This is a genomic window from Pandoraea bronchicola, assembly GCF_902459805.1.
GTDB classification, from domain to species: domain Bacteria; phylum Pseudomonadota; class Gammaproteobacteria; order Burkholderiales; family Burkholderiaceae; genus Pandoraea; species Pandoraea bronchicola.
This window is the reverse complement of sequence record NZ_CABPST010000011.1, coordinates 1-12,763: the sequence shown is the minus strand read 5'-3', so window position 1 is coordinate 12,763 and position 12,763 is coordinate 1. Positions and strand designations below refer to the sequence as shown.

The window sequence follows — 12,763 nt, the reverse complement described above, 5'->3', positions numbered from 1 at the left end:
GGCCGGGTTCTGAGGCGTCGGGGTCACGGTGCCCATGGCTCGCTCTCCTCTACCTTGTCGCTCACAACGAGCTTTGTCACTGGCGAATCGGGCATCACGTTCAACGCACGCAGCGTCCCGCCCACAATGGCGGCGAACGCGGGACCGGCGGCTACGCCACCGTAGTGCGAGCCGCGCCCCGGCTCGTCGAGCGTGACGGCCACGATGATGCGCGGCTCCGACATCGGCGCCATGCCGACGAACGACGCACGGTATTTGCTCTTGTCGTATCCCTTGCCCGATTGCTTGTAGGCCGTACCGGTCTTGCCGCCCACGCGATAGCCGACCACCTGGGCGCGCGTGGCGGTGCCGCCGGGCGACGTCACCATTTCCAGCATCTCGCGCACTTCGCGAGCCGTCGCCGGAGAAATGACCGGCGTGCCCTTCACGACACTGCCATCCGTCTTGTAGATGGAGATCGGCAGCAGCTCGCCGTCGTGCGCGAACACGGTGTAGGCGCGAGCCAGCTGAATCAGCGAAGCCGACAAGCCATAACCGTAGCCCATGGTCGCCTGCTCGATCGGACGCCAGCTCTTGGCCGGGCGCAAACGCCCCGCGACCGCACCGGGGAAGCCGATCTTCGGCGCCTGGCCGAGGCCGACGCTCGTGAACATGTCCCACATTTCCTGGGGCTTCATCTGCAGCGCGAGCTTGGCCGTGCCAATGTTGCTCGACTTCTGGATGACGCCCGCTACGGTCAGCATGCCGTAGTCATGCGTGTCCGTGATCGTCGCGCCGAAGAAATTGGCTCGCCCCGTGGTCATCACAGTCGATGTCGGCTTCACGTAGCCGTTCTCGAGCGCCGCGGCAACGGTGATCGGCTTCATGATCGATCCCGGCTCGAACGTGTCGGTGATGACGCGGTTGCGCAACTGCGCGCCGGTCAGGTTCGTGCGATTGTTGGGGTTGTACGTGGGGAGATTCGTCAGCGCGAGCACCTCGCCCGTGCGCACGTCGAGCACCACGGCGCTGCCGGCTTTCGCACCGGTGCGTTCGATGGCGTCTTTCAGTTCGCTGTAAGCGAGGAACTGGATCTTGCTGTCGATCGAGAGCGTGATGTCGTGGCCGTCGCGCGGCTGCGCCAAGATGTCGATGTCCTCGACGACACGCCCCAGACGGTCCTTGATCACGCGGCGGCTGCCAGGCGTCGCGGCCAGATCCTTCTGCATGGACAGCTCGACACCTTCCTGCCCGACATCCTCGACGTTCGTGAAGCCCACGACGTGCGCCGCAATCTCGCCTTCCGGGTAGAAACGCTTGTACTCCTTGCGCTGGTACACACCGGGGATATCGAGATCGGCGACCTGCTTGGCGACGTCCGGCAACACCTGACGCTTCACATAGACGAAGCTCTTTTCTTGATTGAGCTTGCGACGCAGGTCGGGCTCACTCATCTCGAGCAGTCGCGCGAGCTGACGGATCTGCTGCGCCGAAACGTCGTCGGGGACATCCTCGGGAATGGCCCAGATGGCCTTGACGGGCAGACTGGTGGCGAGCACCTGTCCGTTACGGTCGAACACTTTGCCGCGCGTGGCGGACATCTCGAGTGTACGTTCGTAACGGCTCTCGCCTTGACGTTGATAGAAAGCGTTGCCCGGCCCCTGAATCCAGAAGGCACGCGCGACCAGCGACGCGAACGCGCCGAAGATCACGAAGACGAGCATCTTCGAGCGCCACATCGGCAGACGCACAGACAGGACCGGGCTGGCAGAGAACTGCACATCCTTGGTCTTGGCCTTGGCGTCTTTGCGGCGAATCATCGCTTGCCTCCGCTCGCCGGAGCAGACGCGGCGCTTGCGGTCGGCACCGGCACATCCACCATCGCGCCGGTGCTACCGGCCGGTGCGGACAGGTATTGCGTGCGGCCTGGCGACACGGCCTGCATTTTCAGGTCGCTGCGCGCCACGCTTTCGATGCGGGCGCTCTTGCTCTGCGCGCTCTGTTCGTACTGGAGGCGATCCCAGTCCTGCAACAATTGATGCTCGAGTGCCTGCTCGCGGTTGAGTTCCACGAACGTCCCGCGCGCCCGGTACTGAGCGTTGATCAGCGACAACGCACAACCGATGAGCAGCGCGAGCAGAAGAATATTGAGCCGGCTCATGTTGCCACCCGCTCCATGACCCGCATGATCGCTGAACGTGCGCGCGGGTTTGCCTCCACCTCTTCGGCGGACGGCTTGATCTTGCGGCTGGATTTGAAGGGCGGCTCGGGAATTTCATGGGCGCGCAAAGGCACGCGGCGATCCACCACCGGTGCGCTCGTGCGCGCTTGCATGAAGCGCTTCACGATGCGGTCTTCCAGCGAATGAAAGCTGATCGCCACGAGTCTGCCTCCCGTTTCGAGGACATCGGCCGCCACGTCGAGGGCTATCTGCAAGTCCGCAAGCTCTTGATTGACGTGAATCCGTAGAGCCTGAAAGGTGCGTGTTGCCGGGTCCTTGCTCTTCTCACGGGTCTTGACCGCGCCCGCCACGATTGCGGCAAGCTCGCGAGTGCTGACGAGTGGACCGAGGTGGTCGGCGTTTGCCCGGCGAGCAACAAGCGCCTTTGCAATCTGAAAAGCAAACCGTTCTTCCCCATAGTCCTTGATGACCTCCGTCATTTCTTCCAGCGTTGCCCGGGCCAGCCAGTCGGCGGCCGACTCACCGCGCGTGGGATCCATGCGCATATCGAGCGGGCCGTCGAAACGAAAACTGAATCCGCGCGCGGGGTCGTCGAACTGCGGCGACGACACGCCCAGGTCCAGCAAAACCCCCGACACCTTGTCGATACCGCGCCGGGCCAGCGCTTCGCGCAATGTCGCGAAGCTCTCGTGCTCAATCGAAAATCGCGGATCGGCAATTTTTGCCGCCTCCGCGATCGCTTGGGGATCCTTGTCGAATGCGATCAGCCTCCCCTTGGGACCCAGCCGCTCCAGAATCCTGCGACTGTGCCCGCCTCTGCCGAACGTGCCGTCGACGTATACGCCGTCGTCGCGCCACAGCAAGGCATCCACGGCCTCCTCTAGCAGGACCGTGCGGTGCTGCATTACCGTTTCCACCGCGTGCGCCATGCTCGTCGGACCACCTGATCTGTCAAAAAGTGAAGTTTTTCAGTGCTTCCGGCATGCCCTGCGCCATCGCCGCCTGTTCCTTGGCGGCATACGTCGCGGCATCCCAGAGTTCAAAGTGACTGCCCATGCCCAGCAGCATGACTTCCTTGTCCATGCCCGCAGCCGCGCGCAACTCGGGCGCCACCAGGACACGGCCCGCCGAATCCATCTCGACGTCGGCTGCGTTGCCCAGGAAGATGCGCCGCCACCAGTGCGCGTCCATCGGCAGTGCGGCGATCTTGCCGCGGAAGATTTCCCATTCAGGACGCGGGAACAGCAACAGACATCCGTCCGGGTGTTTCGTGATCGTCACCTTGCCTTCAGCGTCGCCCTGCAGCACGTCACGATGCCGGGCCGGAATCGACATCCGTCCCTTTGCATCGAGTGAAAGTGCCGAGGCTCCCTGAAACACGTGCGCTCCCGTGAGGTTTCGTCCGCCTGCCCGCTATGCCGAAAGAGAAAGATTTTGTGCTCTACGCCACACAAAAATACACTTTCTCACACTATTTCCCACTTTAGAGGAGAGTGTTTGGCCGGTCAAGCCTTTCGCCCTTTTTTAGGAGCGAATTTGCCAGACAGAACAATGAATTAGCTCACTTTCCTAAAGCCAGAAAACGGAATTTTGTCAGGAAAATTAAAGACATAACTGCGATAGTGAAAGTGGAACCTCAAACTTTAGGCATCGCCTCGCGCGAGGCCCGCCAGCACTATCGATATCGGGTAGTGCGCGCTCACGCCGTGCCCGGGCCGGACAATCGCCGGCCAGGATGCGTCGCGCAAAGGGAGATCGACTCGGGAAGTGGGGGTCTTTCGGGGAGGCGTTGCTGACGTTCTATATATAGTAGGCGGTGGTGGTCATGACCTTGGCAGCAGCGCGCATCACGCGCTGCACAGGCACCGGCAGTTCGACCCCGCCAGCATCACGTGCCGCCTGGCCGTGCTCGATTTCGTCAATGCGCATCTGATCGACGATGGCGCGCGAGCGCAGATCGTGCGGCGGTAGATCGTCCAGGTGGCTCTGCAGGTGATGCTCGACCTGACGCTCCGTCTCCGACACAAAGCCCAGGCTGACGGCGTCACCGCACTTGCCGGCGACGAAGCCAATGGCAAACGCCCCGGCGTACCAAAGCGGATTGAGCAGACTGGGACGCGAGCCCAGTTCCGAGAGGCGATGGGCCGTCCACGCAAGGTGATCCTCCTCTTCCTTTCCGGCGTGCTCGAAGGCAGCTCGCAGCTCGGGGCGCTTCGTCGCTAGCTTCTGCGCCTGATACAACGCCTGCGCGCAAACCTCGCCGACGTGATTCACACGCATGAGGCCCGCCACATGGCGACGTTCTTGCGGCGTCAACGCGTCATCGCCGACGGGGACATCGCTATCTATAGACGGCGCCACTGCGGGAGTCGGGCGAGAGGCTTGCGTGATGCCGGCAATCGCTCGCAGGCCGCGGTCAAGTTCGGAAATCAGGCTGTCGGAGAACATCGCACTTCCAATTCACTCAATCTTTCACAATGTGGAACAAAGGACGATTCATTCACGTCCGCCGCAGATGATACGCCCCTTTGTCCGGCGCGCCTTGCGCGGGCGCAAACGCATGAAATCCCCGCTGGACGCCGGTTTCCGGGCTGTTGCGTAAACGAAACAAAGGACGCCGCAAACCCGCGTAAAACCGGCCTTTTCCTTTGCCGCCCACAGTGAATTTGTTACATTACGTCCAACTTCTCGCGAAGTTGATTAGCAAGGACGTTATCACTAGTGACCTTGTTAAACAAATCTCACAATCCTTTGGAGATCACTCAATGAAAAAGTCGCTTCTCGCTCTGGGTGTGCTCGGCGCATTCGCTGGCGCTGCTCACGCTCAAAGCAGCGTGACCCTGTACGGTATCATCGACGCTGGCCTGACCTACACCAGCAACGAAGTCAACGCTGGCAACAGCGCACTGTCGACCAACGGCTCGAAGAACTTCAAGTTCAGCAACGGCAACCTGCAAGGTTCGCGTTGGGGCCTGAAGGGCGCTGAAGATCTGGGCGGCGGTCTGAAGGCGATCTTCGTCTTGGAAAACGGCTTCTCGCTGGGCAGCGGCGCGCTGGGTCAAGGTGGCCGCATGTTCGGTCGTCAAGCCTACGTTGGTCTGAGCAGCACGACGGCTGGTACGGTCACGATCGGTCGTCAGTACGACTCCGTGGTTGACTTCGTTGGTCCGCTGGCTGTTGGTAGCCAATGGGCAACGTTCTCGGGCGCTCACCCGTTCGACAACGACAACTTGAAAAACTCGTTCCGTATCAACAACTCGGTCAAGTACACGAGCGCTAACTACTCGGGCTTCTCGTTCGGCGGCCTGTATGGCTTCGCGAACCAAGCTAACAACGGTGGCGGCAGCGGCTTCGCGAACAACCGCGCATGGTCGGCTGGTCTGGGCTATGCTAACGGCCCGCTGACGTTGGGCGCTGGTTACCTGTACATCGGCACGCCGGGTAACGGCACGGCTGGTGCTGTCAACGGTGACTACGCCAACCTGAACGAAGTCGGCGCCTGGAACGACCCGACCGCCAAGTCGCCGACGGCAGCTACGGCTAGCGTCGTTGACAAGCAACAAGTCTACGCTGCTGGCGGTTCGTACGCTTTTGGCCCGGCCACGTTCGGCCTGGTGTATAGCCACTCGAAGTTCGACTACACCGCAACGGTTGGCGGCGGCAGCTGGAAGTTCGACAACATCGAAGCCAACGCCAAGTACATGCTGACGCCGGCCCTGCAACTGGGTGCGTCGTACACGTACACGTGGTCGAAGCTGAGCGGCAACACCGTTGCATCGAACCTGTACAACAGCGCTGGCGCTGAAGTGTCGCCGAAGTGGCACCAAGTCAACCTGGGCGTCGACTACTTCCTGTCGAAGCGCACGGACACGTACCTGGTCGGCAACTGGCAACACGCTTCGAACGGTAGCTGGGCTCAGCTGAACGGTCAACCGGCCAGCTCGAGCACCAACCAGTTCGCTGTTACGGCTGGTATCCGTCACAAGTTCTAAGCTGACAGTTTCTGTCACTTAGCATTTGTTTGACGAAAGGGCACCTTCGGGTGCCCTTTTTTTATTTCCTTAGCGCGAAATGCCGAAACCACGACTTGAGTCGGAACCTCGTAGCACCCCCAGCTTGACCGAGCATTTATTTCAAACCTAAAATTTCCATACTGTAAATTTCATTCCGCCGACCATGAGCCTCGCCGATTCCGACTCTCTCGATCTCGAAACGCGAGCCCACGATCGTGAGCACGATGCCTTGCGGCTGTGGCTGCGGCTGCTCACCTGCGCCAACATGATCGAGACGGATATCCGTTCGCGTTTGCGCCAGGAATTCGATTGCACACTGCCGCGCTTCGACTTGCTCGCGCAACTCGACCGCCACCCTGAAGGGTTGAAAATGGGCGAACTGAGCAAACGGATGATGGTCACTGGCGGAAATGTCACAGGCATCACCGATCAGTTGGAGAAGGAAGGCTGGGTCACGCGCGAGACCGTCGTCAACGACCGGCGCGCCTTCCTGATCAAGCTCACGCCGCGTGGAAAGAAGGCGTTCTCCAATATGGCTCGCGCGCATGAAGCATGGATCGAGCAGCGCTTGGGACGGCTACCGGAGGATCGTCAGCAGCAGCTTTATCTCTTGTTGGGCGACTTGAAGTCGGTGATCGGGTAACGCGCGAGAGAATGACTGTTTCTCGGCCGATGCCACCAACCACGCACTTGACGGCCGCCTGGCGGGAAAGCTCAAGGGGCCGTTTGCTGCTGGCTTATCGCCCCGCCGGACGCGTCCAGCGAGGCTCTCGCCGCAGCCGCTTCCGAGGTTTTGTCCAAGACAGAGAGCATCGCTTTGCGCTTCTCTTCGGGCTGTTTCGACATGGCTTTGACAGCGGCGTAGAACCTAGGTAGGTCGCCATGCTCTTGCGCCAGTAGTGCCATGAATGCCGGCACCCATTGGTTGTATGTCGCGAAGGATCCGATTTTGGCGTTATTCAAATCGGTGGCAAACCAAAGATCGAAGCCTTTGTATCCCCCCCAAGACGTTTTCAACGCCGCATAGTCGGCACGCATGCGGCTGAACAAGGCGTCTTTGCTTGCTGCCTTCTCCTCGTCCGATTCCGGACCGGCATAGAGTGCTTCCAGACGCTTCCGATAGCTTTCCACCAGCTTGCGAAACTGGCGTCGGTGCGCGTCGTATCGCTCATATTGCATCGCAGCGTCCGGGTGTGCCGTGAGCCAGCGCTGGACACCGACGGTTTCCACCGTCACGGCAAAAGACTCGTTGAATGTGGTATCCCCTCGAACAAACAGAATCTGATGCGCGAGTTCGTGGAAGATCATCCGCGCGACTTCCGCTCGCGGGAGATCAATGAAAGTGTTCAGTAGCGGATCGTCAAAATAACCCAGCGTCGAATAAGCCGGAATCCCCGCAACAAACGTCTCCCATCCATCCTGATGCAACTCGGCCGCGTAGGCTTCGGCAGATTCACGGGAGTAGTAGCCCCGGTACTCGACGCATCCCACGACCAGCAGGCAAGACTCTCTCAGTTTCAACGAAAGCGAAGGGGCGGCGAAAACGTTGTAGACGACGAATGGACGCTTGAGGTCGGCATAGCTGCGATAACTACCGTTATCCGGCTCTGCGAGCGCAGACACTGCATAACTGCGAATTTGCTCCGCTTCGACAAGTCGCGTGCGCAATCGCGGATCAATCGATGGGTCCGCAAGCAGTTCCGACACTGGCTGCGCTTCGTGCAACATCGTGAAGTGCCCATTGATCGATTGTGCGTAATAGCCGACCTGACTGCATCCGCCGAGACCGATCAATAGACAGCATACCGTCGCCATTGTCGCGAACGCACCGAGCCGCCAACGACAGATCATCATAAGCATCGCAGATAGGATCGGCATCGCGTGCGCCTCTCGACGTTGGCGTGAAATCGACCGACCTTAAAGCGGAGCCACCTCGACCAGACAGTCGTAGAACGTCGGTGCCCGGCCAAGATCGGTGAGTTGTTGGCTCGTGACTTCGTTCGCATTCTTACCGTCCGGTGCGAGCTTTTTCCACCAGATAGACAACCCGACGACGACGCCTTCACGCGCCTTCTCCGTGACCCGAGCCTTAGCGTTCAACGTGCCCCGATCGTTGAAAATCCTGACGCCAACGCCGTCCGCAATACCGCGCGGGGCAGCATCCGACGGATGGATATCAAGCGTCGGTTCGCCGACCGACGCTCGCAGGCTATCGACATTCACGAAGCTCGAATTCAGGAAATTACGGGCGGGCGGGGAGATCATCGCCAAAGGATACCGCGCGGCCAGTTCGGGATTACTGGCGACCGACTCATAGGGCGGCACCCAGTCCGGCAATGGGTCAAAACCTTCCTGCAACATGCGCTCGGAATAGAACTCGCATTTGCCCGATGGCGTATAGAACTGACCATTCGCAAATGGCGCCTCCGGCAGGTCATAGCGAATCCACCCGTCACGCTTGAGGGTGTCCCAGTCGCAGTTGCCCATGCGAGCATCATTCCAACGAATCGATTGCTCCGCGAGTTGATCGTCGGTGTCGGAGAAGCAGGTGTCCTGCCACCCCATGCGTTGGGCCAGCAGACGGAAAATTTCCGAATTAGGCTTGGCCTCGCCGAGCGGCGCAATCGCCGGATTGTTCGCCAGCAGGTAGGTATGTCCGTAGGCCTTGTGAATATCGAGATGCTCGAGCTGCGTCGTTGCCGGCAGCACGAAGTCCGCGTGATCGGCGGTATCCGTCTGGAAGTGTTCCAGCACCACCGTGAAGAGATCCTCACGGCCGAAGCCCGCCGCTACCTTACTCGACTCCGGCGCCACCGCAACAGGATTGCTGTTATAGACCACCAGCGCTTCGATCTTCGGACCGAACGATTCGTCGCCTGGGTGGCAGAGCGCGTCACCGATGGCACTCATGTTCACCATGCGCGCGGGCTTGTCCCGCCGTGGCCGCAGATCAGGACGCGCCTGCGCGACCGCGTCGACAGGCGCGTAACCGGACGTCGACATCATCATCCCGCCTGCCGGATCGCGCCAAGCACCGATCAGCGCCGGAAGACACGCAACGGCACGCGTCGCCTGACCGCCCCCTTTGGCACGCTGCATACCGTAGTTCAGCCGGATCGCCGCGGGTTTCGCGCTCGCATACTCCCGGGCCAGCGTCGTGACCGTCTCTTCGCTGATGCCACAGATTTCCGCGACACGCGCCGGCGTGTAACGCCGCACGCGATCCTTGAGTTCGGCGTACCCCACCGTATACCGCGCAATGTATTCGTGATCGACCAGATCCTCAGCGATCAGGACATGCATCATGCCCAACGCCAACGCCGCATCCGTGCCTGGCAGCAACGCAATATGCTGGTGACACTTCTCGGCGGTCAGCGAGCGATAGGGATCGATGGCAATCAGCTTCGCACCGCGTCGCTTCGCTTCCTGTGCTATCGCCCAGAAATGAACGCTTGATGTAATCGGATTACTGCCCCAGATAAGAATCAGCTTGCTATCGACGAAGTGCTCGACGTGCATGCCGACACCCGCGCCGTATGTGTATCGCAGCCCCGCAGCCCCCGCACTCGCACAGATCGTACGATCGAGCTCGGACGCGCCAAGTTTGTTGAAGAAACGCGCCGCCATCGATTCGCCTTGAACGAACCCCATCGTGCCCGCATAGCTGTAGGGGAGAATGGCTTCGGGCTCGCGCGCGGCGATGGCGCTCAGCCGGCTGACAATTTCGTCGAGCGCCTCGTCCCAACTGACCCGCACGAATTGCCCGCTGCCTTTCGGGCCAACGCGTCTGAGCGGATGCAGCAAGCGGTCCGGGTGATAGGTGCGTTCGGTATAGCGCGAGACTTTCGTGCACAGGACGCCCTTGGTTGTCGGATGGTCCGGATCCCCCTGAACCTTGATCGCGACGCCATTTTCCACGGTCACGTGCAATGCGCACGTGTCGGGACAGTCATGCGGGCATGCGGCCCGAACGACGTGGGTATTGGTCGTCATGAAACTACTCCTCTCTCTACCGAGTTTCTGCGTCCGGCAACGGTGGGACGCTGGCGATATTGTATTACGTTCGTTCGCGCTCCGCCCCGTCACACGGGCCCTCCCGGCATTTTCCAGAGGTATCCGGGGCTAGGCTCAGGCATTTCCTACCAAGATGTCAGACCGGGCTATTAGGGGTAAGATGAGCCATTGCGCCCTGCAGGAATCCCCCGTCATGAAGCTCATTCCAGAAATCGACGCCGCCCGCGGCGAAATTCAGACCATCCGACGTGACATTCACGCGCACCCCGAACTTTGCTTCGAAGAAAAACGCACGTCCGACGTCGTTGCCGAAACGTTGACCAAGTGGGGTATCCCCATCCATCGCGGACTCGGCAAGACTGGCCTCGTCGGCATCATCAAAAATGGCAGCAGCGACCGCGCGATCGGTCTGCGCGCCGATATGGATGCCTTGCCGATTCGCGAAGCCAACACTTTCGAACATGCGTCAAAACATGACGGCAAGATGCACGCGTGCGGCCACGATGGCCATACGGCCATGTTGCTCGCCGCCGCGCAATATCTTCAGAAGCACCGCAATTTCGACGGCACCGTATATCTGATTTTCCAGCCGGCCGAAGAAGGTGGCGGCGGTGCTCGTGAGATGATCAAGGATGGCTTGTTCGAGCGCTTCCCCATGCAGGCCGTGTTCGGCATGCACAACTGGCCAGGGGTACCGACGGGCACGTTCGCAGTGACGCCGGGGCCGATGATGGCCTCGAGTAATGAATTCAAGATCACGATTCGCGGCAAAGGCACCCACGCAGGCATTCCGAATGCGGGGATCGATCCGGTAATCGCCGCGGTCCAGGTGGCGCAGGCGTTGCAAAGCATCATCACCCGCAATAAGCGCCCGATCGACGCCGCCGTGCTATCCATCACCCAGATCCACGCCGGTGATACGACGAACGTTGTGCCCGATCTGGCATGGTTGGGCGGCACGATTCGCACGTTCTCGATCGAAGTTCTGGATCTTATTGAGTCGCGTCTGCGCGAGATCTCAGAGTTTGTCGCCAAGGGGCTTGGCTGCTCGGCAGAAATCGAATTCCTTCGCAACTATCCGCCGACGATCAACGAGCCAGGCATGGCCGCATTATGTGCGGACGTGATGCGCGAGATTGTCGGTGACGAGAACGTCAACGACAAAGTCGAACCGACGATGGGCGCCGAGGACTTCTCGTTCATGCTTCTCGAAAAACCCGGTGCCTACGTATTCATCGGCAACGGCGATGGCACACACCGAGACACGGGACATGGCCTGGGGCCATGCAATCTGCACAACGCCAGCTACGACTTCAACGACGATCTGCTTCCGCTAGGCGGCACCTACTGGGTGAAGCTGGTCGAAACCTATTTTCGACGTGGTCAGTAAGCTGTCGTGATCCGCTCGTCCGGATCGAAATAAAGAAGGCCGGCCAATGATATGTGCCGGCCTTTTTGTTTCCGATGTCGCAGCAGGGGCGCTATTTAGCGGCCGTGGTCGTGGGTACGCCCTCGGTCTCCAGGCGAATATCTCCATACCAAGCGGTGAATTTCGATTGCGTATTATCGCCATCGCTCATGATGGCAATACCGATCAGGCGCCCCGGCGGCTCACCAAACGCCTTCTCATAATCCTTGGCAATGTCGCGGGAATACGTCTGCCATTTTCCAAGATTGACCCCACCTCGTTCGACAATGACGGAGCGGATACGACCGGTGTAAGGGTTCGCGACGACTTCGTCCGCGGCGAATTTATCATCGCCCCATGTGTACATCAGCGTAGCAAAGGGTAGCTCACGGCCGCTCACCAGTCGGGCCAGTTCACGGTGCAGATGATCTTGTACGTTGAGTTTTGCCGAATCGCCATCGAATGCGAGTGCGATGCGTACAGGTGCATCATCAAATTGCTTTGTGCGAATGTCGGCACTAGCCGGTAAGGCATCGGCGCGCCAGCGCCACGTTAACCTGGCGCCGGGGTACACCGGTATGTCGAGCTTCTGAGCGATTCCAGACGCCGACCCATCGACGCTCGCACGAATTACGGCAATGCCGTCACCATCCGTGACCTGCTCATAGTGGGTAAGCCGCTTTTTTCGGGTGACGAGATAAGTCTCCCAATGCGGAGGCAATCCATCCGAATTCTGCGCGGCAGAAAGGGGTGCAATTTCGTCGTTCTGCACCGGCACAGCTATCGTCGAAGCCTGTATTGAAGACGGTCCCGGCGACGCACACCCTCCCATTCCCCAAACAATGGCTGCGGCACCGATACACACCCCACTTGTGCGCCACTTTGCATGGCGCTTGCTCCGATCTCGATTTACCACCTGTTTCGCTCCACGAACTTCACTAACCCCGTGGCCGAATGCTAAGCGAGAAATGGATGTCGATCTATCGGGAATTTCACATCATGACGACGATGCAACATCCGGAGCGCTGATGTCATCACGTCACCGGCCTTGGCCCACGCGCCGACATTACCCCCGGTCGCGGGAGAAACGGGGAGCCACAAAGCAAAAACCCCTTGCTACGCGTTGTAGCAAGGGGTCTTTAGGGGAGCCTGACGATTACCTACTTT

At 60.0% G+C, this 12,763-nt stretch carries 11 protein-coding genes; 3 read left to right on the top strand and 8 right to left on the bottom strand.

Annotated elements, in window-relative coordinates; genetic code table 11:
• Positions 1-23: 23 nt before the first annotated feature.
• From PBR20603_RS18165 to coq7, 5 genes are all read right to left on the bottom strand, one after another.
• Positions 24-1,799, bottom strand: a complete 1,776-nt coding sequence (locus PBR20603_RS18165; RefSeq protein WP_150560899.1) for a peptidoglycan D,D-transpeptidase FtsI family protein — start codon at positions 1,797-1,799, stop codon at positions 24-26.
• Positions 1,796-2,140: a cell division protein FtsL gene (ftsL, locus tag PBR20603_RS18160; RefSeq protein ID WP_150560898.1), complete on the bottom strand. Its 345-nt coding sequence runs from the start codon at positions 2,138-2,140 to the stop codon at positions 1,796-1,798. The genes PBR20603_RS18165 and ftsL overlap by 4 nt, the downstream gene beginning before the upstream one ends.
• Positions 2,137-3,066 carry a 16S rRNA (cytosine(1402)-N(4))-methyltransferase RsmH gene (gene rsmH / locus PBR20603_RS18155; protein WP_425495831.1) on the bottom strand — a complete coding sequence of 310 codons (930 nt, stop codon included), beginning with the start codon at positions 3,064-3,066 and terminating at the stop codon, positions 2,137-2,139. The genes ftsL and rsmH overlap by 4 nt, the downstream gene beginning before the upstream one ends.
• 46 nt (positions 3,067-3,112) lie before the next feature.
• Positions 3,113-3,541, bottom strand: a complete 429-nt coding sequence (gene mraZ, locus PBR20603_RS18150; protein ID WP_010806918.1) for a division/cell wall cluster transcriptional repressor MraZ — start codon at positions 3,539-3,541, stop codon at positions 3,113-3,115.
• A gap of 420 nt (positions 3,542-3,961) precedes the next feature.
• Positions 3,962-4,609 carry a 2-polyprenyl-3-methyl-6-methoxy-1,4-benzoquinone monooxygenase gene (gene coq7 / locus PBR20603_RS18145; RefSeq protein ID WP_150560896.1) on the bottom strand — a complete coding sequence of 216 codons (648 nt, stop codon included), beginning with the start codon at positions 4,607-4,609 and terminating at the stop codon, positions 3,962-3,964.
• Between the two features lie 317 nt (positions 4,610-4,926).
• Between coq7 and PBR20603_RS18140 the strand changes: the two genes are divergently transcribed.
• Positions 4,927-6,153 (top strand): porin, encoded by a 1,227-nt coding sequence (locus PBR20603_RS18140; protein ID WP_150560895.1) that lies wholly within the window; start codon positions 4,927-4,929, stop codon positions 6,151-6,153.
• Between the two features lie 184 nt (positions 6,154-6,337).
• Positions 6,338-6,817, top strand: a complete 480-nt coding sequence (locus PBR20603_RS18135; RefSeq protein ID WP_150560894.1) for a MarR family winged helix-turn-helix transcriptional regulator — start codon at positions 6,338-6,340, stop codon at positions 6,815-6,817.
• A gap of 71 nt (positions 6,818-6,888) precedes the next feature.
• Here PBR20603_RS18135 and PBR20603_RS18130 read toward each other — a convergent pair whose 3' ends face one another.
• Positions 6,889-7,989: an aminopeptidase gene (locus PBR20603_RS18130; RefSeq protein WP_150561031.1), complete on the bottom strand. Its 1,101-nt coding sequence runs from the start codon at positions 7,987-7,989 to the stop codon at positions 6,889-6,891.
• Between the two features lie 102 nt (positions 7,990-8,091).
• A complete protein-coding gene (locus tag PBR20603_RS18125) occupies positions 8,092-10,167 on the bottom strand; it encodes a molybdopterin-containing oxidoreductase family protein (RefSeq protein ID WP_150560893.1) in 2,076 nt (691 codons plus the stop codon).
• A gap of 214 nt (positions 10,168-10,381) precedes the next feature.
• On the opposite strand from PBR20603_RS18125, the gene PBR20603_RS18120 reads away from it, so the two are divergent.
• Positions 10,382-11,578 (top strand): M20 aminoacylase family protein, encoded by a 1,197-nt coding sequence (locus PBR20603_RS18120; RefSeq protein ID WP_150560892.1) that lies wholly within the window; start codon positions 10,382-10,384, stop codon positions 11,576-11,578.
• Between the two features lie 91 nt (positions 11,579-11,669).
• On the opposite strand, the gene PBR20603_RS18115 is transcribed toward PBR20603_RS18120, so the two are convergent.
• Complete coding sequence (locus tag PBR20603_RS18115; protein WP_174977968.1) at positions 11,670-12,368, bottom strand: DUF3047 domain-containing protein; 699 nt, start codon at positions 12,366-12,368, stop codon at positions 11,670-11,672.
• Positions 12,369-12,763 lie beyond the last annotated feature (395 nt).

Excerpts from the sequence above, each read along its gene's own strand:
- PBR20603_RS18165 (WP_150560899.1), bottom strand. The coding sequence starts at position 1,799 with ATGATTCGCCGCAAAGACGCCAAGGCCAAGACCAAGGATGTGCAGTTC.
- ftsL (WP_150560898.1), bottom strand. The coding sequence starts at position 2,140 with ATGAGCCGGCTCAATATTCTTCTGCTCGCGCTGCTCATCGGTTGTGCG.
- rsmH (WP_425495831.1), bottom strand. The coding sequence starts at position 3,066 with ATGCAGCACCGCACGGTCCTGCTAGAGGAGGCCGTGGATGCCTTGCTG.
- coq7 (WP_150560896.1), bottom strand. The coding sequence starts at position 4,609 with ATGTTCTCCGACAGCCTGATTTCCGAACTTGACCGCGGCCTGCGAGCG.
- PBR20603_RS18140 (WP_150560895.1), top strand. The coding sequence starts at position 4,927 with ATGAAAAAGTCGCTTCTCGCTCTGGGTGTGCTCGGCGCATTCGCTGGC.
- PBR20603_RS18135 (WP_150560894.1), top strand. The coding sequence starts at position 6,338 with ATGAGCCTCGCCGATTCCGACTCTCTCGATCTCGAAACGCGAGCCCAC.
- PBR20603_RS18130 (WP_150561031.1), bottom strand. The coding sequence starts at position 7,989 with ATGGCGACGGTATGCTGTCTATTGATCGGTCTCGGCGGATGCAGTCAG.
- PBR20603_RS18125 (WP_150560893.1), bottom strand. The coding sequence starts at position 10,167 with ATGACGACCAATACCCACGTCGTTCGGGCCGCATGCCCGCATGACTGT.
- PBR20603_RS18120 (WP_150560892.1), top strand. The coding sequence starts at position 10,382 with ATGAAGCTCATTCCAGAAATCGACGCCGCCCGCGGCGAAATTCAGACC.